The organism is [Zimmermannella] bifida NBRC 103089 (assembly GCF_001570925.1).
In the GTDB taxonomy this organism is placed as follows: domain Bacteria; phylum Actinomycetota; class Actinomycetes; order Actinomycetales; family Microbacteriaceae; genus Gulosibacter; species Gulosibacter bifidus.
The window spans coordinates 346,122-369,665 of the sequence record NZ_BCSP01000001.1 but is presented as its reverse complement, the minus strand read 5'-3'; the positions used below and the strand labels follow the sequence as shown (position 1 = coordinate 369,665).

19 protein-coding genes are annotated in these 23,544 nt (G+C 61.1%); 11 read left to right on the top strand and 8 right to left on the bottom strand.

Features of this window, described 5'->3' with window-relative positions; genetic code table 11:
• Position 1: 1 nt before the first annotated feature.
• Entirely contained in the window at positions 2-640 is a 639-nt protein-coding gene (gene ctaE / locus ZBI01S_RS01665) for an aa3-type cytochrome oxidase subunit III (RefSeq protein ID WP_066055319.1), read from the bottom strand.
• Positions 641-712: 72 nt separating this feature from the next.
• On the opposite strand from ctaE, the gene trpD reads away from it, so the two are divergent.
• The 3 genes from trpD (at position 713) to ZBI01S_RS01650 (ending at position 2,769) form a co-directional block, all read left to right on the top strand.
• Positions 713-1,786, top strand: a complete 1,074-nt coding sequence (gene trpD / locus ZBI01S_RS01660) for an anthranilate phosphoribosyltransferase (protein ID WP_066055316.1) — start codon at positions 713-715, stop codon at positions 1,784-1,786.
• A 21-nt stretch (positions 1,787-1,807) separates the two neighbouring features.
• Positions 1,808-2,335, top strand: coding sequence for a hypothetical protein (locus ZBI01S_RS01655; protein ID WP_159421339.1), 528 nt, complete (start codon positions 1,808-1,810; stop codon positions 2,333-2,335).
• Between the two features lie 146 nt (positions 2,336-2,481).
• The gene (locus ZBI01S_RS01650; protein WP_159421338.1) at positions 2,482-2,769 is read left to right on the top strand and encodes a GlsB/YeaQ/YmgE family stress response membrane protein; all 288 of its coding nucleotides are present in this window, start codon (positions 2,482-2,484) and stop codon (positions 2,767-2,769) included.
• Between the two features lie 349 nt (positions 2,770-3,118).
• Here the strand turns inward: ZBI01S_RS01650 and ZBI01S_RS01645 are convergent, their stop codons facing one another.
• Positions 3,119-5,599, bottom strand: a complete 2,481-nt coding sequence (locus ZBI01S_RS01645; RefSeq protein ID WP_066055306.1) for a DNA gyrase/topoisomerase IV subunit A — start codon at positions 5,597-5,599, stop codon at positions 3,119-3,121.
• A gap of 43 nt (positions 5,600-5,642) precedes the next feature.
• Between ZBI01S_RS01645 and ZBI01S_RS01640 the strand changes: the two genes are divergently transcribed.
• Positions 5,643-6,794: an alkaline phosphatase family protein gene (locus ZBI01S_RS01640; RefSeq protein ID WP_159421337.1), complete on the top strand. Its 1,152-nt coding sequence runs from the start codon at positions 5,643-5,645 to the stop codon at positions 6,792-6,794.
• Positions 6,795-6,827: 33 nt separating this feature from the next.
• Here ZBI01S_RS01640 and fabG read toward each other — a convergent pair whose 3' ends face one another.
• Positions 6,828-7,589: a 3-oxoacyl-ACP reductase FabG gene (fabG, locus tag ZBI01S_RS01635; protein WP_066055298.1), complete on the bottom strand. Its 762-nt coding sequence runs from the start codon at positions 7,587-7,589 to the stop codon at positions 6,828-6,830.
• Positions 7,590-7,784: 195 nt separating this feature from the next.
• Positions 7,785-9,026, bottom strand: a complete 1,242-nt coding sequence (gene sepH, locus ZBI01S_RS01630; RefSeq protein WP_066055295.1) for a septation protein SepH — start codon at positions 9,024-9,026, stop codon at positions 7,785-7,787.
• Positions 9,027-9,268: 242 nt separating this feature from the next.
• Between sepH and ZBI01S_RS01625 the strand changes: the two genes are divergently transcribed.
• A complete protein-coding gene (locus ZBI01S_RS01625) occupies positions 9,269-9,568 on the top strand; it encodes a DUF4193 domain-containing protein (RefSeq protein ID WP_066055292.1) in 300 nt (99 codons plus the stop codon).
• Here ZBI01S_RS01625 and ZBI01S_RS01620 read toward each other — a convergent pair.
• A complete protein-coding gene (locus ZBI01S_RS01620) occupies positions 9,565-10,008 on the bottom strand; it encodes a DUF3093 domain-containing protein (protein ID WP_159421336.1) in 444 nt (147 codons plus the stop codon). The genes ZBI01S_RS01625 and ZBI01S_RS01620 overlap by 4 nt on opposite strands.
• 163 nt (positions 10,009-10,171) lie before the next feature.
• Between ZBI01S_RS01620 and dut the strand changes: the two genes are divergently transcribed.
• From dut to ZBI01S_RS01595, 5 genes are all read left to right on the top strand, one after another.
• Positions 10,172-10,648 (top strand): dUTP diphosphatase, encoded by a 477-nt coding sequence (gene dut / locus ZBI01S_RS01615; protein ID WP_370664360.1) that lies wholly within the window; start codon positions 10,172-10,174, stop codon positions 10,646-10,648.
• Between the two features lie 49 nt (positions 10,649-10,697).
• A complete protein-coding gene (locus tag ZBI01S_RS01610) occupies positions 10,698-11,408 on the top strand; it encodes a DUF3710 domain-containing protein (protein ID WP_066055284.1) in 711 nt (236 codons plus the stop codon).
• Positions 11,405-12,217, top strand: coding sequence for a DUF3159 domain-containing protein (locus tag ZBI01S_RS01605; protein ID WP_083524402.1), 813 nt, complete (start codon positions 11,405-11,407; stop codon positions 12,215-12,217). The genes ZBI01S_RS01610 and ZBI01S_RS01605 overlap by 4 nt, the downstream gene beginning before the upstream one ends.
• A gap of 87 nt (positions 12,218-12,304) precedes the next feature.
• Positions 12,305-15,121 carry an aconitate hydratase AcnA gene (gene acnA, locus ZBI01S_RS01600; RefSeq protein ID WP_066055281.1) on the top strand — a complete coding sequence of 939 codons (2,817 nt, stop codon included), beginning with the start codon at positions 12,305-12,307 and terminating at the stop codon, positions 15,119-15,121.
• A 238-nt stretch (positions 15,122-15,359) separates the two neighbouring features.
• Positions 15,360-17,234, top strand: a complete 1,875-nt coding sequence (locus tag ZBI01S_RS01595; protein WP_083524401.1) for a M1 family metallopeptidase — start codon at positions 15,360-15,362, stop codon at positions 17,232-17,234.
• 72 nt (positions 17,235-17,306) lie between these two features.
• Here the strand turns inward: ZBI01S_RS01595 and ZBI01S_RS01590 are convergent, their stop codons facing one another.
• Positions 17,307-17,795 carry a hypothetical protein gene (locus ZBI01S_RS01590; RefSeq protein WP_066055274.1) on the bottom strand — a complete coding sequence of 163 codons (489 nt, stop codon included), beginning with the start codon at positions 17,793-17,795 and terminating at the stop codon, positions 17,307-17,309.
• Positions 17,796-18,041: 246 nt separating this feature from the next.
• On the opposite strand from ZBI01S_RS01590, the gene dxs reads away from it, so the two are divergent.
• Positions 18,042-20,036, top strand: coding sequence for a 1-deoxy-D-xylulose-5-phosphate synthase (gene dxs, locus ZBI01S_RS01585; protein ID WP_066055272.1), 1,995 nt, complete (start codon positions 18,042-18,044; stop codon positions 20,034-20,036).
• A 93-nt stretch (positions 20,037-20,129) separates the two neighbouring features.
• On the opposite strand, the gene ZBI01S_RS01580 is transcribed toward dxs, so the two are convergent.
• Both ZBI01S_RS01580 and ZBI01S_RS01575 read right to left on the bottom strand, forming a co-directional pair.
• Positions 20,130-22,298 (bottom strand): 3-hydroxyacyl-CoA dehydrogenase NAD-binding domain-containing protein, encoded by a 2,169-nt coding sequence (locus ZBI01S_RS01580; protein ID WP_066055269.1) that lies wholly within the window; start codon positions 22,296-22,298, stop codon positions 20,130-20,132.
• Complete coding sequence (locus ZBI01S_RS01575) at positions 22,295-23,533, bottom strand: thiolase family protein (protein ID WP_066055266.1); 1,239 nt, start codon at positions 23,531-23,533, stop codon at positions 22,295-22,297. The genes ZBI01S_RS01580 and ZBI01S_RS01575 overlap by 4 nt, the downstream gene beginning before the upstream one ends.
• Positions 23,534-23,544 lie beyond the last annotated feature (11 nt).

The window sequence follows — 23,544 nt, the reverse complement described above, 5'->3', positions numbered from 1 at the left end:
GTTACGCGAGGAACGGCAGGATGTAAACGACGAAGAACAGGCCAATCCACACCACGTCAACGAAGTGCCAGTAGTACGACACTGCCATGGCGCTCTGCATCTCGCGCTTGCCCATGCGACGTACCGCGTACATGCGGACGATCACGATGAGGAAGGCGAGCAGACCGCCGATTACGTGGAGACCGTGGAAGCCGGTAGCCATGTAGAAGGCGCTCGTGAATGGGTTGAGGTTCATGACGTAACCCTCGCTAACGAGCGTTGCGTACTCAAAAACCTGACCCGAAACGAAGATGGCGCCGAGCAAAACGGTGAGGAAGAACCATTCAACAGTGGCCCATTTGCCGTTGTTGTCCTTGCGGTCCTTACGGCCAGCTTCGGCGTGCATGACACCGATCTGGCAGGTCACCGAGCTGGCGACAAGGATGAGCGTGTTAGCGGCCGAGAACGGGATGTTCATGATCTCGTGTCCGGCGGCAAACTGCTCGGGTGCCATGGCGCGAAGCGTGAAGTAGATCGCGAACAGACCGGCGAAGAACATTACTTCGGATCCGAGCCAGACAATCGTGCCGATTGCCACGGAGTTCGGTCGGTGAACGCGTGGAACGACGGGAGTGGTAGTTGCAGAAGTCACGTCCCCCATTATGACGGAAATTTCAGGTTCTCCAAGTCGGTTGGTTATGGCGAGTCTTTTTCAGTTACTAAACTCAAGCGCATGACGCAGCTTCAGACATGGCCGGCAATGTTGGAATCCCTGTTAAATGGGAGCGATTTGAGCATGCGCCAAGCAACCTGGGCAATGGAACAGATCATGCGTGGCGAAGTCTCCGATGCTGAGCTAGCCGCTTGGCTGGTTGCCCTCCGTGCCAAGGGTGAAACCGTATCCGAGGTCATCGGGTTTCGGGATGCGGTTCTGAAACATGCGGTGCCGACCAACCTCACGTCGTGGGGCGTCGACATCGTTGGCACCGGTGGCGACCTTGCCGGCACGGTAAATGTTTCGACGATGGCGGCATTCGTCATCGCGGGTTCTGGTGTGCCGGTACTGAAACACGGCGGGCGTGCATCCTCGAGCCGCTCGGGGGCAACGGATGTGTTGACCGAACTTGGAATCGTCGGTACTGCCAATACTGCTGCTCTCGACGAACTGTTCTCGGCAACGCAGGTTGCATTTCTATTTGCCAATCAGTTCCATCCGGGATTCGCGCACGCAGCGCCCGTGCGTAAAGCGCTGGGTGTGCCCACCGTCTTTAACTGCCTTGGCCCGCTCACCAATCCCACCCGCGCTGAGGCTTCGGCAGTGGGCGTGGCGAAGCCCGAGATTGTGCCGCTCGTTGTGGGTGTTTTCCGCACTCGTGGGGCGGCAGCACTCGTATTCCGTGGTGACGATGGCCTCGACGAACTGACGGTCACCGGTTACTCGCGTATTTGGGAAGTCGTGAACGGTGAAGTTGCCGAACACGATCTGCATCCGCGAGATGTCGGTCTCGGTGAGTATGACCTAGAAGACATTCTCGGAGGGACTCCGTCCGACAACGCCGCGATCGCACGTGCCGTACTGGCAGGTGAGCAGCAGGGTGCCGTCCGTGACATCGTCCTGCTCAATGCCGCAGCCGGCATGGTTGCCTATGAGCTCGCAACTAACCCGGAAAGCGTGAATCGCCCTATTCGTCAGCGCTTGATTGACAAGATTGCCGTTGCTCGCGAGACCATTGACTCGGGTGCAGCGATTGCGAAGCTGAATGATGTGGCCGCGGTCTCGCAGCGCGTCCACGAATCGGCATCGTAATTGGGTAAGAGGAATCGACTGTTGCCTAAGAAATCAGTTACGAAGCCGGATGCTAACGGCTCGAATGAAGTTCGAGTGTTTGCTGCAGCCATCCGTCCAACCGCACGAGTTGTTGCCCCAAAGCTCGCCCTGTTCATTGGTGCTGCCTGGCTAGTTGCCTGGCCCATCGTGACGTTCATGACGGCTTGGGGTGCCGCAGAGCACGCTCGGCTTGGGTTGGCGGGCTGGGCGTTTTCTTGGGCCCTTGTCGCGGCACTAGCAGTACTCGGAACGGTTGCTGCCTACGCTGCGGTCACGCGGCTTGCCCAGGGCGCGGTCGCGTATTCGGAACGGCGAGTGGTGCGGCTCGGGTACGGCGATGCATTCTTGTCGATGGCTGGCGGTTTTGCGTGCACATTCTTGCCCATCACCTTTATGAGCGAAGTCATGATTGCCGCCACGCTAGTGGTCATCATCGGCTTTTTCTTTGCTGCTGCGGCCTTGCTGCCGATGTATATCGCAAATTGGCAGCGTGCGGTAGCCGAAGGTCGATCGGTATCTGACCAATAATTCAGTTGGATGTGACGGTCAATATCATTTGTGGCGCCAATGTCGGCGCATTCAGGTTATGTACATGAATTTGATCTCATGTCGGATAGCGTGAAACGTGCTGGATCGCGATTTGTGATTTGGTGCAAACCACAAAGGAGAAGATCATGTCCCTCAGCTGGATTAGCTGGATCATTATCGGTCTTATCGTTGGACTCATTGCCCAGGCTATTACTAAGGATTCGCGCAAGCACCCATGGTGGCTCACCATCATTCTCGGCATCATCGGCGGTATTGTCGGTGGCTGGATCGGCGGCATGGTCGTTGGTCCCGAGAAGCTCGACAGCTTCTTCGACATTTGGGTCTGGATCTTTGCACTCATCGGTGCAGTAATCGTTACCGCATTGTTTGAAATGCTTACGAGTGGTAAGGGTAAGGCAGACTCACGTCGATAACCTGACCTGTCGAATGGACCTCGTGCCGATTGATATCAGACAGTGATCTGTAGCACGATATAGGTCGATTCGTCTGGCAGTGGAAGCGGCCGGGATTGGTTCTCCAATCCCGGCCGCTTCCACTATTGGCAACGAATGTTGAGGTATTTCAGCAGTGCGCTGCGCCCGTTAATCCAGTTCACTGAATAACACATCGTGCGTATCGTCACCCGGCCGAATTCGCAGGGAACGTGCAGCAATCACAGCACCGCAACCACGTGCATCCTGACAAATACCAAATCGACAGTATTGCGCAAACAAATCATGGCTGCGGTCGCGCGCTTGGCAGCACGCGGCTTCAGCGACGGCGCTATTCGGCTGCCGGTTCACCCATCAACTGACCGAGCTGCGCGATCGTGGCTTCGAGCCGGACACCGGACGCATCGCGACGGGCGAGTCCCTCGGGGAGCTTGCGAATCGCGCCGTCCTTCGCGTTGGCGAGGGCCGGCGCCTTGCCCGCCCACGCCAAGCCGAGCGCTTCCTCGCCGCGAACAAAGCGATGTGCGCGCACACCGCCGGTGGCACGCCCCTTGGTGGGGAATTCGGAAAGCTCAGTGGTTTTCGCGGTGCCCGTCGTGTCGCCGAACAGCGCTTCATCGGCTGGGGGATTCGCCACGGTCACGACCACAGCATCGTCGATGTCAGCAGCGGGGACGACGGAGAACTGCACGAGTGACGCATCCGGTTGCAACCGCATCCCGGCCATGCCGGCAGCGGCAGGACCCTGCGGTCGAACGAGCGCAGCATCGAACCGCAGCAGCTGCGCATCCGTCGACACAAATACCAGATGGTCGCCGTCGTTGGCACGTGCAGCACCGACAACTTCATCGCCAGGCTTCAGCGTGATCGCTTGCACCTCGTGCTGGGAATCCCACTCAACGGGGTTCACTCGTTTGACGACGCCGTTCTTCGTCGCCATCGCCAGCGGTGACGTTACGTTGAGCGGCACCAGGCCGACAATGCGTTCGTTCTTTTCGGTGATACCGAAATAATCCCGCGCGCTCACACCAGCATTCATGAGTACGGATGCGGCGGGGCTCGCCGGCAACGAAACTGGCGTCATGCGCAGCACGCGGCCGGTGTTCGTGACGGCACCGATGTCGCTTCGAGTGGTGACCTCGAGGCTCGCCTGAATCGCATCGTGCTTGGTACGACGCTTCGGCTGGGTAAATACGTCGCCCTCATTCAGCGAAACGCGCAGGATGCGTCCGGTCGCTGAGAGCAGCACGATCGTTGGTTCGTCGGGTGCTTCCAACTGGACTGGGGCAGCCTTACCGCGTCGCGTCGCAGCCTGTTGTACTACCGCGCTGTCACCAATCAGGACGGTGCGACGCGGCGTGGCGAACTGGTCGGCTGCTGCGCCGAGTTCGCGGCTGACCTGAGCCCGAAGGAGGGCGGGGTCGGCGAGCATCGTCTCGAGATCAGCGATCTTGCGGCGCAGGTCGTCGGCTTCGGCTTCAAGCTCGATACGCGAGAACTTCGTCAGACGACGCAGACGCAACTCGAGGATGTACTCGGCTTGGGCATCCGACAGATCAAAGACGAGCTTGAGTCGGCCGCGGGCTTCTTCGGCATCATCCGAAGAACGGATGATCTCAATGACCTCGTCAATATCGACAATGGCAATGAGCAAACCGTCGACCAGGTGGAGTCGGTCGCGGTGCTTGTTCAGCCGGAACTCGCTGCGGCGGCGAACTGCGGAGATGCGGTGGTCGAGATAGACCTGCAACAGGTCTCGCAAACCGAGCGTCGCGGGCGCATTGTTCACGATCGCAACGTTGTTGATGTGGAACGACTCTTCCAACGGTGTGTGGCGATAGAGCTGTTCGAGCACTGCCTCGGGTGCGAAACCGGTCTTGATCTCAATGACAAGCTTGAGGCCTGACTTGCGGTCGGTGAGGTCGGTGACCTGGGAGATGCCGGCGAGCTTCTTCGACTGCACGCCCTGCTTGATCTTTTCAATGACCTTTTCCGGCCCAACCAGGAACGGCAGTTCGGTAATTACGATGCCCTTGCGGCGAGCGGTGATGTTCTCAATTGTCGCCGTCGCGCGCGTAGTGAACGACCCGCGGCCGGTCTCGTAGGCCTGACGGATCCCATCCAACCCAACGATGCAAGCACCACCGGGCAGGTCGGGTCCGGGCACAAACCGCATCAAGTCATCGAGTGAGGCATCCGGGTGATCCAGCAGGTGTTGGGCGGCGCTGACCACTTCGCCAAGGTTGTGCGGAGCCATGTTCGTGGCCATACCGACGGCGATACCGGACGAGCCGTTGACGAGCAGGCTTGGCCAGGCTGCTGGAAGCACCTCGGGCTGCTGCAGTGAGTTGTCGTAGTTTGGAACGAAATCGACGACGTCTTCGTCGAGCGACTCGGTCAGCGCGAGTGCGGCGGCGGTGAGTCGAGCTTCGGTGTAGCGAGCAGCTGCGGGACCGTCATCGAGCGAACCGAAGTTACCGTGGCCATCCACCAACGGCACCCGCTGTGTGAACGGTTGAGCCAAACGAACCAGCGCGTCGTAGATGGCCGTATCACCGTGCGGGTGCAACTTACCCATGACGTCACCGACAACGCGGGCCGACTTAACGTGACCGCGGTCGGGGCGCAGACCCATTTCGGTCATCTGGTAGAGGATGCGGCGTTGGACCGGTTTGAGGCCGTCACGGGCGTCTGGCAACGCGCGCGAGTAGATCACCGAGTAGGCATATTCGAGGAATGATCCTTGCATTTCACCGGCGACATCAACGTCTTCAATCCGTTCGCGAAATGCCGAGCTCGAAGCTGCTGCCATCGGGGAATCAACCTGCCTGTGAAAAACTAGTGGAGTGGAACCGATGCTATTGAACCGATCGGCTGATCGGCCCCTCCTTGCCGACGTGTTGCCGAATTGCGTGGCGGCGATGCGCGGAAACGTGCCAGAATCGGGGGATTTCGGGCTCCCGGCGGTGCGCGGCTGCATTGTGGTGATGGTCGACGGGCTCGGTGCACATCTGCTTCGAACCCGTGCGGGCCACGCTCGAACGCTTTCGCGTGCCTGGCAGTCGGGCGATGAACTGGTGAGCTTTCCTTCGACCACCGTTGCTGGCATCACCTCGTTGACCACCGGCACATTGGCTGGCGCTCACGGCCTGGTGTCGTATTCGGTCTGGGACCGGGACTTTGAATGCATCCGGAACCAGATTTCTGGCTGGGACGCGAGCGGCATGCATCCGGCAACGTGGCAACTCGCACCGACCGTGTTTGAACGCGAGTCGATCGATTCGGCGGTGGTCTCGGTAGCGGCGTATCGGGAGTCGGGCCTCACCAACGCGAGTTTGCGAGGTGCCGAGTATGTGTGCGGCGAATCGATGCTCGAACGGAGTCGGTTGGCAGCACAATACGCACGCGAGCATGACCGGCCGCTGGTCTACTGCTATCACGCCGAGCTTGACCAGGCCGGACACCAATACGGCTGGGCATCGTCGGCTTGGACGGCTCGGCTCGAAGAACTGGATGCGGCGATCGCCGAGTTGGTTGCGCGCGCGCCTGCTGACATCGGCATCCTGGTGGTTGCCGATCACGGCATGATCGATACGCTGGCCACGACGCAGGTCGATATCCCCGACGAGGCGCTAACCGGAATCGTTTCGGTCGCCGGGGAACCACGATTGCGTCACCTGTACTTGGACGACGCCCTCACACCGGATGACGAGGCTGCGGTCAATGCGCGCATCGCGGCTGCCGATCGAATTCGGGCGGCGTTGGACGGTCGGGCGCTCGTGGTGACTCGGGATGATGCGATCGCTTGGGGGTGGTACGGAGCGGATCCGCACTGGGCCGCGGTCGAGCGAATTGGCGACGTGCTCGTTGCGGCCACCGCCGACGAGGCGTATTACACCGCGGACATGCCCGAATCAATGCGGCAGATGGTGGGCCAACACGGGTCGGTCACCGAGGCAGAAATCACGGTGCCGTGTATCCGCCTCGGTGCCTTTGCGACCGAGTAGTTCGCAACCCAGGATGTGATCTCGGTTCGAGGGCTACATTGCTTCGAGCGCGTCTGGGCCTTCTGGCAAGATTTGACCGCCATCGACCACGATTGACTGTCCGGTAATGTAACGCGCCCCGTCTGACGCAAGGAAAGCGACCGCTTCGCCAATGTCGCGCGGTTCGCCGAGCTTGCCGAGCGGTACCGCCTTAGCCATTTCGGCCAGGTATGCCTCGCCCAGCGCTTGCAATCCGGGGGTCACGATGTTGCCTGGCAACACCGCGTTGATCGTGGTGCCCTGTTTGGCCAGTTCCATTGCGGCCGACCGGATGAAGCCGAGCTGGGCAGCTTTTGTGGCGCCGTAGTGGGCCCAGCCGGGGTAGCCGGTGTAGTTGCCCGTAATAGAGGAGGTCACCACGATGCGTCCGCGCTCGGAATCGCGCAGGGCATCGGCGGCGGCCTGCACCATGTGAATTGTGCCCTTGACGTTGACGTCGAAGATGAAATCGATCTCGTCATCGCTGAGTTCCCGCAGCGGAGTCTGTGGGTAGACGCCCGCGTTCGCAGCAAGCACCGACAGGCTGCCATGCGTGTCGATAACCGACTTCACGACCGCATCGCAAGCGGCCCGATCGCGAACGTCCAATACGACGGCGTCATAGCCGGCCTCACGCGTTGTCGCGCATTCGGCCTCGGTAACGCCAGTGACGACGACGGTCGCGCCGTGGTCAGCGAGTACATCGGCGATACCCTGGCCAATTCCTACAGTGCCACCGGTGACGAGTGCAACGCGGCCTTCGAGTAGTTTCGACATCTTTACCTCCTCCAACGAACGATTGACGTTCGGTGTGCGTGAACGGACGCCGCCGCAGTTTGTGCGGTTCGGCGGCGCGGTTGCAGCATAGGAAATGCCGGTTGCCGCAGGCTCAACGTCTGACGGGAGTCAGGCACGTCGTGCTACGGCGTTGGCTACGCCTTCATCGCTGGTTGCCCAGCGGTAGGTAGGTGACTATTCGTCGTCGGTGCGAGTGCCGAAGACAATCTCGTCCCAGCTTGGCATCGACGGGCGCCCGGTCTTGCGGCGTGGTGCTGTTGGTTGAGCGCCGGTGTGCCGGGGCGTTGCCGGTGCAAACGGCGAACCGTTCGACGATGAACCGGTGTCGATATCACCCAAGTCCAGGGTGTTGTCATCGGGCTGTTCCGCAGCAGCTGGCTGCTTGTCGGCTACCTCGTTCGGCTTGGCGTCGGCGGTGCCTGAATCGCTCGCTTGGTGCTGCGCAGCAGCACTCGGCCCAAACCGGGATGCGCCGTCGTGCATTGCCTGGTCGTCGGCAGCTGCGTCTTCGTCACTGACGATCTCGGCGTCAACGATGTCGGATGCGTTCGACGTACCTGGGCGGGCAAAAGGCGTTACGGATGCGATGCGTCCGTCTTCGTTGACCTGTTCGGGCGCGCGCAGGAACTCGCCCAGGTTGTCGTCGTCTTCGAACTCAAACTCTTCGCTGTACACCGAGTGCTGACGTTCGCCGCGGCGCTTACGCAGTGCTTCGAGCAGGTCAGCGGTCTCGTGCGTGGTTGCTGACATGCCGTTTCGTGCAGCGAGTTCGGGTTCAGGAGTCGGTGCCGGGATGATGTTGTCGGTCGGGTCGGACGCGATCGCACGAAGCTGCGGCGAGGCGCTGAGCGATGCGGCGTCTTCTTGCTGCGAGAGGCTCACGGCAGCGGGGGAGAGCGGGCGCAGGTTCTTGCCCCGAGGGTCGAAATGCCAGAGGGCGTTGCGGGTTACGTCGCCGGTGGTGAACTCAAGACCGATGTGCCAACCGTCTTCCGGATCCTTCCACGCATCCCAAATGACATTGTGGCCCTCGATTTCCTCGAGACGTGCATCGATTGCGGCGCCGAAATTAAGACCTTCGGCAGCCAACGGGTCAATTTGTTGCTGTAGACGGACGGCCACCGCGCGGGCTTGCTCCACCATGTACTGGCGTTCAGCGATGATCGGGCCCTCGAACCGGGCGACGGTTTCTTCGTCGGCACCGGTGATCTCGACGACTTCAGCGACGCTGCGGCCGGAGCGAATCAGCTGCTGAATCTGACGCGGCGGAACCTTTGGCGCAGCCGATCGTGGTGCTACCTGTGGGCGCAGTGCCGAACGCAGGGTGTCATCGGCACGCAATCGAAATCGCTGACCGTTCTCGGTGGTGGCGAGAATCCAGCCATCTTCGACGCTGACGAATCGCAGATCCTGCATCAGTGCTCCTCCCAATAGTGATGGTGCCAAGCATCACAGACCAAACGGGTAGATCTCTGCACATCGACGCGCGCCGTCGAAATCCTCAATACGTGCCGAAACCGCCTGAGATCGCGATCGCGCGGCGAATGCATCCCACCACAGGCGCATTTTCAAGTGTGCATTTGCATTGTTGTTCGCAATAGTGCAAAATACCGCCCCAGCGGGTACACCGCGTAAGGCCCTAATGATTTTGGATGGTAATGGCAACCGACTACGACGCACCGCGTAAGAATGAAGACGAAGCTGACTCGATCGAGGCGCTCAAGGAACGCGTCCCGGCTTCAGCATCGTCAAACGTTGACATCGATCAGGGTGACGGTGTCCACGGCTTTGATCTCGCGGACGAGGATCTGAGCGACGTCGAAATCGAAACCGTCGTTATCCCACCGCAGGCGAACGAATTCACCTGCATGGAGTGCTTCTTGATCAAGCACCGTTCGCAGCTGTCGCCGCAGTCGACTGAAGGCAACCCACTGTGCAAGGACTGCGCTGGCGCCTAACGCGCTGCGCTGGTGCTGCGCGCCTTTGCTTGGCTGATCGCTGCAGCCAGAGCTGCTGGCTCGCGAGTTGAAACCAACCAGTAGGGGATTGGATCACGTTCGTCGTTGATCTCGATTTTCGCGTTGGTACCGACCCAGCCGCGCAAGCAAATCCATGCCCGAGCATCGAGACCGGGGCCCGCCGCTTGGCGTGCCTCGGTCTTGTTGTCGTTGGCGGTTACGTCGCCCACAAGGTTGATGGGGATGTTTGCGGAACCGACACGCAGCGTCGACGCCGACACCTCAATAATGGGCGAGCCGCCGTACAGTGCAGCGCAATACCCGGCGAAGAGCGCGACGCCAAGAATGATGCCAACGATCATATTGATCGGAATGAATACCGCCATGACGGCGGGAATGACCAGCGCCCCGATGACGTACATCCAAATTGTGGGCGACACTCGTTCTCGATACAGCACCCGTCCAGTCCACCACTCGATCCCTGACGATTCCTGAATTGTGCTGTTGATTCCGAAAACCAGCGTGGTAAGGCGGTTTATGTCGGATGCGATGCTCAGTTAGACGTGAACGATTGCGAGTTGTGTTGGGTACGCTCGAGGTGTGATGCAACCAGCTACGCCAACTTTTAGTGTCCCGACAACGGGGACGATGCCGCATCGAGCCAATCCGCTGGATGCGGGCGCCGATCTGTGCAGTGCGGAAACCTTGACGCTTCAGCCCGGTGAGCGGGCGCTCGTCGGTACCGGAACAGCAATTGCCCTTCCTGCCGGAACGGTCGGGATCGTCGCCCCACGCTCGGGTCTGGCGGCAAAGCATGGCATCACCATCGTGAACGCCCCCGGCATTATCGACGCCGGATATCGAGGCGAGCTCAAGGTGTCGCTGCTGAACACCGATGCCACCGAGGTGTACACGATTAACGCAGGGGACCGGATCGCGCAATTGCTCGTATTGCCCATCCCCACAGTCGAGTTTGTGCCGGTCGCCGCGCTGCCCGAAGGCGAGCGCGGCACGGCTGGGTTTGGTTCGAGCGGGTACGCGGCCGGGAACGCGGCCGAGACGACCGACGCGAGCGAATAGGTTTACGGAGTTTCGCATCCGCTACGGGTGTTGAATCAAAGGAGTTGCAATGGGATTTTTTGACCGCTTCCGTCAGCAAGACAACGACACGATCAAGGCCGAGAAGCTCACAATTGATGACGAGGCGGATGTTGATGTCGATGCGGACATTGACGAGCCCGATGAGTTTGAAAAAGAAGCACCTGCCGATCGTGAGACAGCGGGGCCATTTGACGTTGACGAGGCGCCCGAAGGCGTGCCCGTAATCGATTTTGGTGCGCTGCGCGTACCGGCACGCCCCGGCATGGGCATCCGCGTCGAATTCCGTGAGCAAACGCAGGCCATCGTGGCCATCGCAATTGACCTCGACGGATCGTCGCTGCAGCTCCAGCCATTTGCGGCTCCCCGCTCGAGTGGCATTTGGGGCGAAGTGCGCGAGCAGCTGCTCGAATCGATGGCGCGTCAGGGCGCTGAAGCTGAAGTCGTTGACTCGCCGGTTGGCAAGGCGGTGGTCGCAACTATTGGTAAGGAATCTGCCAAGCAGCGCACTATCAAGTTCCTCGGCGTCGACGGGCCACGCTGGTTCGTACGTGGCGTCGTGAGTGGCCCAGCGGCCCGTGACGAAGCTCTGCTCGAACAGATGGTAGAGGTCTTCCGCAGCGTTGTTGTTAACCGTGGCAGCCACGCGGCACCGCCGCGCGAGTTGCTGCCAATGCAGATGCCGGATGCGTTGGCTCAGCAGATGCAGGCGCGTCAGCAGGCGGGTGGTTCTGCCGAATGACGGACGGCAGTCGTATCGAACCAGCCGGACACGCCGAATCGCCCGTGCCAACGAGCGATTCGGCTGTGGCGCAACAGATGTCGCAAGCCGCGAAATCCTCCGCAATCGGGCGTGCGGCCGTGGCAGAGACGCCCATGGCGGCGTTCCTCGCCGCCACCGGTGGCTGGTTCGGCATTATTGAAGCGCTGGCACCGGCCATGATTTTTCTGGGCACCTTTGTCGTGACCGAAAATCTGTTGGTTTCGGTCATTGCGCCCGGCATCTTGGCGCTGGCATTTATTGGCATGCGCGTCGTGCGAAACGAGCCAGTTTCTTCGGCCGCTGGTGGTCTATTTGCCATGGCGCTGTCGGGATTCTTGGCCCTGCGTAGCGGTCAGAGCGAAGACTTCTTTCTGGTCGGATTCTGGACGAATGCGGCATATTTGCTGGCCTTCCTCGTCTCCATGCTGGTCCGCTGGCCGCTGGTCGGTGTAATCGCTGGCTTCGCGCTGGGGCAGAGCACGCAATGGCGTAGCCAGCGTCGCGCGTTCTGGAGCATGCAGGTGATCACCGCGTGCTGGGCCCTGCTATTTGCCCTGCGATTGATCGTGCAATTGCCGCTGTACTTAGCTGGCAACACCCAGGGGCTCGGCATCGCGCGGATGCTGATGGGGCCGCCACTATTTGGCGTGGTCGTGGTCTTTACGGTGCTGTTTGTGCGCGGGGTGTACCGTCCAGAGCAGACCGAGCCCACTGCATCCACCGGCACGGATGCGTCGACCACCGAGGGCGCGACTGGCTCAGGTGATCGGCCACCCGCAAGCGTCTAGAAGTAACCACCACGAGTACGTACCGCACATAAGGTAAAGTATCTCTATGTCGAGATATCTTGACGAACCCTCGAACGAAGGAGCATCGTGACCGCAGTCAACAGCTTCGGCGCCAAAGACGTCTTGAACGTCGAAGGTACCGACTATGAGATTTTTCGCATCGACAAGGTAGCCGGCTACGAGAAGCTGCCGTTCAGCCTCAAGGTGCTGCTCGAAAACCTGCTTCGCACCGAAGACGGTGCAAACGTGACCGCTGAGCAGATTGCTGCCCTGGGCAACTGGGATGCATCGGCTGACCCGAGCACCGAAATCCAGTTCACCCCGGCACGCGTCGTCATGCAGGACTTCACCGGTGTTCCCTGCATCGTTGACCTTGCCACGATGCGCGAGGCCGTCAAGAACCTCGGTGGCAACCCTGAAGCCATCAACCCGCTCGCACCTGCTGAGCTGGTCATCGACCACTCGGTAATCGCCGAACTGTTCGGCTCGAGCGACGCATTCGAGCGCAACGTTGAAATCGAATACGAGCGCAACGGTGAGCGTTACCAGTTCCTGCGCTGGGGCCAGGGTGCCTTTGACGACTTCAAGGTCGTTCCTCCTGGAACCGGTATTGTCCACCAGGTCAACATCGAGTACCTCGCTCGCGTCGCATTCGTACGCGAAGTTAACGGTGTGCTTCAGGCTTACCCCGACACGCTCGTCGGCACTGACTCGCACACCACCATGGTTAACGGCCTGGGTGTCCTCGGTTGGGGCGTCGGCGGTATCGAAGCCGAAGCTGCCATGCTCGGTCAGCCAGTTTCGATGCTCATCCCAAAGGTTGTCGGTTTCAAGCTCAAGGGCGAAATCCCAACCGGCGTTACCGCAACCGACGTCGTGCTGACCATCACCGACATGCTTCGCCAGCACGGTGTAGTCGGTAAGTTTGTTGAGTTCTACGGTGACGGCGTTGGCGCCGTTCCGCTGGCCAACCGCGCCACCATCGGTAACATGTCGCCAGAATTTGGCTCGACCGCCGCGATCTTCCCGATCGACGACGAGACGCTCAACTACCTGCGTTTCACCGGACGCACCGAGTCGCAGGTCAAGCTCGTCGAGGCCTACGCCAAGGAACAGCACCTCTGGCACAACCCCGAACAGGAACCAACCTTCTCGGAATACCTCGAACTCGACCTCTCGACGGTTGTGCCGTCGATCTCGGGTCCGCGTCGTCCACACGACCGCATCGAACTCACCGAGGCCAAGGCCCAGTTCGCCAAGGACCTCGAGAACTACGCGCAGCGTGTCGAATCGGACCTGACCGACGTTCAGGCAGCCGACTCGTTCCCTGCCTCCGACCCAGCCGCATCCACGCCAGAATCGGAAGCAACCGACGTCACCGAGACGGTGTCGCCGGAACCGATCGGCCGCATCACCAACCCAGTCGAGGTCACGAACAACGGCGAAACCTTCACCATTGACCACGGTGCCGTCGCCATTGCGGCAATCACCTCGTGCACGAACACCTCGAACCCGTCGGTCATGATGGCTGCCGGTGTGCTCGCACGCAACGCCGTTGAAAAGGGCCTGCAGGTCAAGCCATGGGTCAAGACCACGCTTGCCCCGGGTTCGAAGGTCGTTACCAACTACTACGAGAAGTCGGGCCTCAACGAGTACCTCGACAAGCTCGGTTTCTACCTGGTTGGTTACGGCTGCACCACCTGCATCGGTAACTCCGGTCCGGTTGACGCACCTATCTCGGAAGCGATCAATGAGAACGACCTTGCCGTTACTGCAGTGCTCTCGGGTAACCGCAACTTCGAAGGTCGCATTAACCCCGACGTCAAGATGAACTACCTGGCTTCGCCACCACTCGTGGTTGCGTACGCTCTGGCGGGTTCGATGGACTTCGACTTCGACACCGATGCACTCGGTCAGGATGCCGACGGTAACGACGTCTTCCTGCGCGACATTTGGCCAGATGCTGCTGAAGTTCAGCAGATCATCGAATCGTCGATCGACACCGACATGTACACCCGCGAATACTCGTCGGTATTCGAAGGTGACGAGCGTTGGCGTTCGCTGCCAACGCCCACCGGCGCCACCTTCGAGTGGGCAGGGGAGTCGACCTACGTTCGTAAGCCTCCGTACTTCGACGGCATGGCCCTCGAACTCGACCCGGTTACCGACGTCGAGAACGCTCGTGTACTCGTGAAGCTCGGCGACTCGACCACGACCGACCACATTTCTCCTGCTGGCTCGATTCCGATGTCGAGCCCGGCCGGTCGCTACCTCACCGAGAACGGTGTCGAGCGCAAGGACTTCAACTCCTACGGTTCGCGTCGCGGTAACCACGAGGTCATGATTCGCGGTACCTTCGCGAACATCCGCCTGAAGAACCTGCTGCTTGACGGTGTCGAGGGTGGTCACACCCGCGACTTCACCCAGGCAGGCGGCCCGCAGTCGTTCATTTACGACGCCGCACAGAACTACGCCGCACAGGGCACTCCGTTGGTTGTGCTCGGTGGCAAGGAGTACGGTTCGGGTTCGTCGCGTGACTGGGCAGCAAAGGGCACGAGCCTGCTCGGCGTGCGCGCGGTCATCGTCGAAAGCTACGAGCGCATTCACCGTTCCAACCTCATCGGTATGGGCGTGCTGCCGCTGCAGTTCCCTGCCGGTGAGTCGGCCGAGTCGCTCGGCCTCGACGGCACCGAGTCGTTCTCGATCACGGGCCTGACCGAGCTGAACAACGGTTCGACCCCGAAGACGGTTCGCGTCGTCGCCACCCCGACCGACGCATCCGCTGCGGGGCGCGAACCGGTCGAGTTCGACGCAGTCGTTCGCATCGACACGCCTGCCGAAGCGGACTACTACCGCAACGGTGGCATCCTGCAGTACGTACTGCGTTCACTGGCCACCAAGTAGCCAAACGCGTCTGCTGACTCGCGCGCCGCATCCTGCATACGGGATGCGGCGCGCTGCGTTTTCGGTGGTTACCGGCGCCGAATTTCACGATTGTTTGAGTACAGAGATTTTCAAGGAAGTGCTCGGCTGCGCTGCCTACGCTCGGGTCTTGCTGTAACTTTGCGCGTTGTTGGCGGCAACGGTGCCGCACCACCGCGCGAAGATGTTGATTCAGTTCGAACAATGAGGTTGAACATCTATGTCAAACATCACTGTCAGGCGTGCCTGGAGAAACGCATTCGCTGCCGTAGCCGTGTGCTCGCTACCACTTGGGATCGCAACCACTGCGTATGCCGCACCCCTGGATGGTGCGCCATCGATCGGTGACACGCTGTTCGCCGGTATCGGCAACACCGGCTACGACGTCCAGCACTACGACGTCGACATGGCCTATTTCCACGAGGCCGAAGCAGGTCACGAAGCCGGTTCGATTGCGGCCACCGCGACCATTAGCGCTCGTGCCGATCACGAGCTGGGTGCGTTCTCGCTTGATTTCGAGGGGATGCAGGTCGATTCGGTGCTCGTCAACGGCGCGCCAGCCAAGTTCTCACGCAGCGAAGACAAAGCCATCGAGTCCTTCAAACTGCACATCACGCCCGCGACTCCGGTTCATGGCGACTTCACCATCGAAGTGCAGTACTCGGGTGTGCCGGTAGAGCACATCGACAACGATGGCTCGTCTGAAGGTTGGGTGGCCACGGCTGACGGCACCACGGCGCTCGGGCAGCCCGTTGGTGCGATGGCCTGGATTCCGTGCAACAACACGCCAGCCGACAAAGCCACGTTCGATTTCGAAGTGACGATTCCGAATGAGATCGGCGGCAAGCCCGCCGCGGTCGCCGGCAACGGCAACCTTGTCGACCAAGTTGCCAGCGATGATGGCACCCGCACCACATGGCACTGGCGACAGGAGAACCAGCAGGCCACGATGGTGACCATGCTCTCGATCGGTAACTTCATCGTTCGCGAAGGGTCGATCACGCTTAGCGATGGCACCGAAATTCCGGAATGGTCGTTCTGGGATGCATCCAGCACCGATGCTGAGATCGCCGAGATGGATCACCGTCGCGGGCAGGTCGAGGAGATGACCACCACGCTCGAGTCGCTTTACGGGCCGTACCCGGGCATGAGCACCGGCATCGTGGTGGACAAGAACCCTGTCGGCTACGCACTCGAGACGCAAGACCGCTCGTTCTTCCCCGGCAAGATCAAGGAAAGCACGCTGGTGCACGAGATTGCGCACCAGTGGTACGGCGATGCGGTGTCGCCTTCGGATTGGGGCAGCATCTGGATCAGCGAAGGTCAGGGAACGTACGCGCCGCTGTACTGGACCGAAAAGAACGGCGGCAAGACCACCGCAGAAGTGCTCTACGCCGAATGGGACGCCACCGCCGCCGATGACGAGAAGTGGAGTATCGCGCCCGGTGCAATGACTGACCAAGTCGACCTCTACGGCTGGCACTCCTACAACCGTGCGGCGATGATGTACGAAGCGCTGCGACAGGTGCTGGGTGACGATGTCTTCCACAAGGTCATTCGCGGATACGTACAAGATCACCTGGGCGAAAGCCTCAACGGTGCGGAGTTCATCGCGTACGCCGAAGAAGTTTCGGGCAAGGACCTCACCGAGTTCTTTGACGAGTGGATCTACCAGCCGGGTAAGCCGGCCTGGCCCTCGACCTACGACTACAACCTCGATTCCGAGGCCACGAATCAGCGCGGTGCGAGCATCCGTCGCGGTAGCGTCGTGACCTACACGCTCGATGCCGCAAACACCGGCCAGGTAGCACTCGCCGATGGCACGATCACGGTTGACCTCTCAGACGTGCTCGACAACGCCACGATCGATGCGGCGTCGCTGCCAGAGGGCCTATCGCTCGACGGCGACACGCTTGTGTGGTCGGTACCAGAGGTTGACGATACCGACACCGCATCCGTCTCGTTCACGGTGACGGTGGATGCGGATGCACCGAACGGTGCGAAGCTGCGCGCGGTGACCGAGGGCTCGCTCGGCGGATTCTGCGCCGAAGGAGCGACCTGCAACGACAACCTGGTGGTTGCCGGTAAGAAGTAGTGCAACGCAATCGCGCCGCATCCGACTATTTGGGTTGGATGCGGCGCGTTGCCGTTTCGTACGGACGAGTCGTTACTCGTTCGTGGTGCGCTCGGCGACTGCGGTCTGGCTGCGGCGGGTGGCGATGACCACCCAGCAGGTAAGGGTTACGCCACCGATGATCCCAATGAGGTTGCACTTGGCCGCGTCGCCAGCGCGTTGAGCTTCGCAGGCTCGATCTTCCATGAGTTTGATCTCGTGCTGGAGGACTGCATTCTCGATGTCTGCGCCTGGATAGCCATGTTGCTGGCGAGATTCGTACTCCTCATCAGCAGCCGAGCCCATGTTCGAGGCTACGTTGGCATTTACGTAGTTGAGCGAAGGTGAATCCGAAAGGGCGTAGCACAGCACTTCGCCCGACGGGTTTGTTCCGGTGACGGTTGCCTTCGTCGTAAAAATCTGCACCATGATGGTCACCCAAACAATGGCAAGAATCGCGAAGCATCCCCAGCTAATCCACGTCTTGAGCGCGGGACTGGTGGTGCGCTGACTTTCGGCGGTGTGCGGTTTAGAAGCGGCCATGGTGACTCCTTATGCCAGTCGAAAACGCCGGTATAGCGTGGCAAATTTCCCGGCTTCATAAGGGCGACCATAGGCAGAGACAAGGATTTGTCGCATCGGCCCAAAGTTGGAGGCAGGTGTATCTGCATCACGCTCAGCGAAACACCCAACGAACCGTAACTGTGCCTGTCTCCTTCATACTCATGACGGTAGAATTGCCGTTTACGCGTCGCTATGGACGCATCCCCAACCCCTGGTGAATTATTCATGAGCACGCAACCTGAACCTGGCACCGCATCCACGCCGCTGCTGGCCAGCATTCACGGTCCCGAAGATCTGCGGAAACTCGACCGCGCACAGGTACAGCAACTTGCCGACGAAGTGCGCGCCTTTTTGGTTGCCGAAGTCAGTCGTTCCGGTGGTCACCTCGGCCCGAACCTCGGCGTTGTTGAACTCACGATTGCGATGCACCGAGTGTTTGATTCGCCACGGGATGCGATCATCTTCGACACCGGGCACCAGTCGTATGTGCACAAGCTGCTCACCGGCCGGCAGGACTTCAGCAAGCTTCGCGAACGCGGGGGACTTGCCGGATACCCGCAGCGCCACGAATCAGAACACGACATTGTCGAGTCGTCGCACGCATCCAGCTCGCTGAGCTGGGCCGACGGCATCTCGCGCGCTTGGCACGTAACCGGCCAAGACGACCGCACCGTTGTGGCCGTTGTTGGTGACGGCGCGCTGACCGGCGGCATGACCTGGGAAGCGTTGAACAATATCTCGGACGACAACGCCCGCCGACTCGTCATCGTCGTCAACGACAACGGTCGCTCCTACGCACCGACCATCGGTGGTGTCGCCCGATTCCTCAACAAGGTGCGCACCGACCGCACCTACACACGCCTGCAAGATTCAAGTAACCGCTGGTTCTCGCGCCTATTCGGCAAGTTTGGCCGCGGGATGCACCGGGCCGTTCGCGGCGGTCTGCACGGGTTTGCGTCGCGGCTGAGCGGTAATGACCAGCTCTATTCGAACCTCGACATCAAGTACCTCGGCCCGGTTGACGGGCATGATCTCGTGGCCATGGAAGAAGCGTTGCGACTCGCGCGCGACTTCGGCCAGCCGGTCATCGTGCACGCGATCACCGAAAAGGGCTATGGCTACCAGCCGGCGCTCGAAGACCTCAATGACCAGTTCCACGCGGTCGGTCAGATCGACCCGGTTACTGGTGAACCCGTGACCGAATCGTCGGGGGAGTCTTGGACCGGCGTATTTGGTGACGAAATGGTCAAGATTGCGGCCGAGCGTCACGACATTGTTGGTATTACCGCTGCCATGCTGCGACCCGTAGGCCTCGCACCCATGCAGGAACGATTCCCGGCCCGTGTGCTCGACGTCGGCATTGCCGAACAGCACGCGGTGACCTCGGCCGCAGGGCTCGCCTACGGCGGCCTGCACCCGGTGGTGGCGCTCTATGCCACGTTCATGAACCGTGCGTTTGACCAGGTGCTCATGGACGTCGGCCTGCACCATGCACCGGTCACGTTTGTGCTTGACCGTGCCGGAATTACCGGCCCCGACGGGCCAAGCCATCACGGTATGTGGGACCTCGCGCTACTGCAGATCGTGCCCGGGATCCGCATTGCCGCACCCCGCGACGCGACGCGTCTACGTGAAGAGCTGCGCGAGGCGGTCGCGATCGAGACTGGCCCAACGGTGCTGCGCTACTCGAAAGGCAAGGTCGGCAACGAACTCGACGCCGAACTGCGCCTGCGCGACGGCGTGGACGTGCTGCGAACCGGCAGTCACAATGACGTCCTCATCGTTGCAGTTGGCCCCATGGCACAGCTTGCACTCGATGTCGCCGCGCTCGTCGAAGCACAGGGCATTGGTGTGACCGTCGTTGACCCGCGCTGGGTCGTACCGGTACCGCAATCCATCGTCGAGCTTTCGGATGCACACCGCATCGTCATCACCATTGAGGACGGCATTGTGGTGGGCGGCATCGGAACGCGGCTGCGTCAAGACCTGCGTGCGGCCGAAGTCGACACCACGGTCACCGAACTCGGCGTACCTGATGAATTCATTGACCACGCCACTCGCGGTCAGATCTTCGAAGACATTGGGCTGACTCCTGAGGTCATCGCCCGTAACGTGGTCGAGCAGGTGCGCGGGGCGCGCATTCCGTATGCCCGGCCGGCACGGCTCAATGGCGACGGGTTCGCCGAAATGATTACCAAGCTTTCGGAGCCAAACGACTAAACGTGCGGCGGCCGTAACCGCTGGCCGCAGCATACGAAACCGGGGCAGGATGCGTAACCGAATGCATCCTGCCCCAATTTCGTTTTCGCGTGGCTACTGTTCGCTGAGCCCGCGGATCGTTGGCGAGTGGAACGTGCCGCCGAACGCGCGCTCGCTCGCACCGGTGCGGTCGAGGTACGGCGTCAGACCGCCGGCCTGGAACGGGAAGCCCGCACCCAAAATGAGACACAGGTCGATGTCTTCTGGCGCGGATACGACGCCCTCATCGAGCATGATGTGGATCTCGTTGGCGAGCTTCGTTTCGATGCGTTCACGCAACTCGGCATCGCTGAGCGGGGCGTGACCAGCAGAACCACACACCTTTTGGAGGTCCTTGGTGTAGCCGTTCGGGCGGTCCTTGCCATCGCGAGTGAGCAGCTTGGCACCGCGCTCGGCCAAGGCGTGCAGGGCGTCGGAGCGGTAGAACCGGTCGGGGAACGGTGCGTGATGCGAATCGAGCACGTGCGCGCCCACCTTGAGCCCGACCAGTTCCAAGAGCTCGAACGGGCTCATGGGGAGGCCGATGCCATCAAGCGAGTGGTCAACGATCTCGAGCGGGGTGCCATTCTCGACCGCCTGCATGGCTTCACCAAGCACCATCGCCAGGACGCGGTTAACGACGAAGCCGGGGCGGTCAGCGGTAATGACCGCGTTCTTGCGCAGATCCTTCGCAACCCGCATTGCGGTGGCGAGTGTGGCGTCGTCGGTCTTGCTGGCCTTCACGACCTCGATCAGCGGCATCACCGCCACGGGGTTGAAGAAGTGGAAGCCGATCAGACGCTCGGGGCGCGCGAGCTTGGCGCCGATTTTGTCCACCGACAGCGACGAGGTGTTCGTTGCGAGCACGGCATCCTCGGCCACAATTTGCTCGATCTCGCCGAATACCTGCTGCTTGACGCCCACGTCTTCGAAGACGGCTTCGATGACCCAATCACAATCCGCAAAGGCCTGCTTGTCGGTGGTACCCGAAATGCTTGCGCGCAGGCGTGCGCGGGTATCGGCGTCGATGCGGCCCTTGTCATGCAGCTTGTCGATCTCGGCGCGAACCGTTTCGACGCCCTTGTCGCAGCGAGCCTGATCAAGGTCGGTAAGCACGACCGGCACCTGCAGACGGCGCAGGAATAGCGTGGCAAACTGCGTGGCCATGAGCCCGGCACCGATGATGCCGACCTTGGTGACCTTGTTCGCGAGCTCTTTGTCGGGCGCACCAACGGGGCGCTTTGCCCGCTTTTGCACGAGGTCGAAGGCGTAGAGGGATGCGCGCAATTGGTCGCCGGTAATGAGGTCGGCAAGGGCTGCATTCTCGGCAGCAAATCCTGCAACCGTGTCGTTCTTCTTCGCCAACGCCAACAGATCCAGCGCACGGTACGGCGCGAGCGGCACCGTGCCGAGCTTCTCATTGAGCGTCTTGCGCGCAATTTTGAGGGCAATATCCCACTTGGCCATGCGCTCGATACGACCCGGCACCAACGGTCGCTGCACCTTCTCGCGGCCCGCGAGCACCGCATCCGCGAACCGCAGCGAGTCTTCGAGGAAGTTCATTGGCGAGAACTCACGGTCAACGATGCCGAGCTTGAGTGCATCGGGCGCCTTCAGCATGCGGTTCTGCTTGAGCGGGTTCTCGATGATGACCTTGAGTGCGTTCTCGATGCCGATCAGGTTGGGCAGTAGGGTTGCACCGCCCCAGCCTGGCACGAGCCCCAAGAACACTTCTGGCAGCGCGATTGCCGGCACCGATGCATCCACCGTGCGGTAGTTGCAGTGCAGCGCGACTTCGAGGCCGCCGCCGAGCGCCAGACCGTTGACGAACGCGAAGCTCGGTACCCCGAGTGTGGCGAAGCGGCCGAGCACATCGTGGCCGAGCTCGGCCATGAGTTCGGCCTGCTGGCGGCTGGTGATTCGCTCAACGAGTGAGAGGTCAGCACCGGCTGCGAACGAGAAGCGCTTACCTGTGATCGCTACCGCGTCGATTTCACCGGCAGCCGCGCGAGCGGCGAGCTCGTTCAGCGTCTCGCCGAGCTGCGCAAGGGTGTTGGGCCCGAGGGTGTTCGGGCGCTTGTAGTCACGGTCGTTGTCGAGGGTGATGAGCGCGAGTGTGCGGCCGCTTGGTAGCGGGATGTCTCGCACGCGCGAGTGAGTGATGACCTCGTCGTCGACGACGGCGTCGAGCAACGGCGCATACGTATCGCGGACGAATGCCGGGGTGGTGTTGCGGGAGCTCATGCCAAGCCTCCGTTCTTCGGGGTGGATGCGACCGGGCGGGTCTTCTTACCGTTCCAGTTCGGGTTTTCCCAAATAATGGTGCCGCCCTGACCGAGGCCAACGCACATTGCGGTGAGGCCGTAGCGCACCTCGGGGTGTTCTTCGAACTGGTTCGCGAGCTGCATGGACAGTCTCGCGCCACTGGCCGCGAGCGGGTGACCGAGCGCAATCGCACCACCGTAGGCATTGACGACGGGCGAGTCCTGCGCAATCTGGAAGTGGTCGAGGAAGCTCAGCACCTGCACGGCAAAGGCCTCGTTCAGCTCGAACAGGCCGATGTCTTCAATGCGCAGCCCCGCACGCTTGAGCGCCTGCTCGGTCGACGGAATTGGGCCGAGACCCATGACCTCGGGTTGCACACCCGCGAATCCGAACCCGACCATCCGCATCCGCGGTTTGAGCTTGAACTCCTTGACGGCAGCGGCCGAGGCGAGCAGGGTCGTGGCGGCACCGTCGGTGAGTGGGGATGCGTTACCCGCGGTGACGCGACCGTGTGGCCGGAACGGGGTGCGCAGGCCACTAAGGCCGGCCATCGATGTGTCAGGGCGCAGGTGTTCGTCGCGCGTTGCCAGACCCCAGCCCTGATCAGATTCGATCGCGACGGGAACGAGGTCTCGCGCAAAGCTGCCGGCCTCGTACGCGGCGGCCGCACGCTGCTGCGACTGCAAGGCAAACTCGTCGGCGCGTTCCTTCGTGAGCTGAGGGAAACGGTCGTGGAGCCGCTCGGCGGTAACGCCCATGTTTAGGGCGTCTTCGGCAACGAGCTTCTCAGCGAGGAATCGCGGGTTTGGGTCGGCGTCGAAGCCCATCGGGTGACGGCCCATGTGCTCAACACCGCCGGCGAGCGCGACGTCATACTGACCGAATCCAATGCTCGCGCCCATTAGCGTCATCGCGGTCAACGCGCCCGCACACATGCGGTCGATGGCCAGACCGGGTACCGACTGTGGCAGACCCGCCAGCAGTGCCGAGGTGCGGCCCAGGGTGAGTCCCTGGTCGCCGGTCTGGGTCGTCGCGGCAATCGCCACATCGTCATAGCGGTCGCCCGGAATTTCGGGGTTGCGAGCCAAAAGCTCGGCGATTGTTTTCACCGCGAGGTCATCAGCGCGCGTGCGCCAATACATCCCCTTCTCGCCGGCTCGTCCAAATGGGGTACGCACCCCATCGATATAGAACACGTCTGGTGTTGTCACCATGCCTCCTGCAG

Bases quoted from the DNA above. Each gene is read 5' to 3' on its own strand.
- ZBI01S_RS01640 (WP_159421337.1), top strand. From the start codon at position 5,643: ATGCTATTGAACCGATCGGCTGATCGGCCCCTCCTTGCCGACGTGTTG.
- ZBI01S_RS01595 (WP_083524401.1), top strand. From the start codon at position 15,360: ATGTCAAACATCACTGTCAGGCGTGCCTGGAGAAACGCATTCGCTGCC.
- ctaE (WP_066055319.1), bottom strand. From the start codon at position 640: ATGGGGGACGTGACTTCTGCAACTACCACTCCCGTCGTTCCACGCGTT.
- ZBI01S_RS01610 (WP_066055284.1), top strand. From the start codon at position 10,698: ATGGGATTTTTTGACCGCTTCCGTCAGCAAGACAACGACACGATCAAG.
- ZBI01S_RS01580 (WP_066055269.1), bottom strand. From the start codon at position 22,298: ATGAGCTCCCGCAACACCACCCCGGCATTCGTCCGCGATACGTATGCG.
- ZBI01S_RS01650 (WP_159421338.1), top strand. From the start codon at position 2,482: ATGTCCCTCAGCTGGATTAGCTGGATCATTATCGGTCTTATCGTTGGA.
- ZBI01S_RS01590 (WP_066055274.1), bottom strand. From the start codon at position 17,795: ATGGCCGCTTCTAAACCGCACACCGCCGAAAGTCAGCGCACCACCAGT.
- ZBI01S_RS01625 (WP_066055292.1), top strand. From the start codon at position 9,269: ATGGCAACCGACTACGACGCACCGCGTAAGAATGAAGACGAAGCTGAC.
- dxs (WP_066055272.1), top strand. From the start codon at position 18,042: ATGAGCACGCAACCTGAACCTGGCACCGCATCCACGCCGCTGCTGGCC.
- fabG (WP_066055298.1), bottom strand. From the start codon at position 7,589: ATGTCGAAACTACTCGAAGGCCGCGTTGCACTCGTCACCGGTGGCACT.
- ZBI01S_RS01605 (WP_083524402.1), top strand. From the start codon at position 11,405: ATGACGGACGGCAGTCGTATCGAACCAGCCGGACACGCCGAATCGCCC.
- ZBI01S_RS01575 (WP_066055266.1), bottom strand. From the start codon at position 23,533: ATGGTGACAACACCAGACGTGTTCTATATCGATGGGGTGCGTACCCCA.
- trpD (WP_066055316.1), top strand. From the start codon at position 713: ATGACGCAGCTTCAGACATGGCCGGCAATGTTGGAATCCCTGTTAAAT.
- sepH (WP_066055295.1), bottom strand. From the start codon at position 9,026: ATGCAGGATCTGCGATTCGTCAGCGTCGAAGATGGCTGGATTCTCGCC.
- dut (WP_370664360.1), top strand. From the start codon at position 10,172: ATGCAACCAGCTACGCCAACTTTTAGTGTCCCGACAACGGGGACGATG.
- ZBI01S_RS01645 (WP_066055306.1), bottom strand. From the start codon at position 5,599: ATGGCAGCAGCTTCGAGCTCGGCATTTCGCGAACGGATTGAAGACGTT.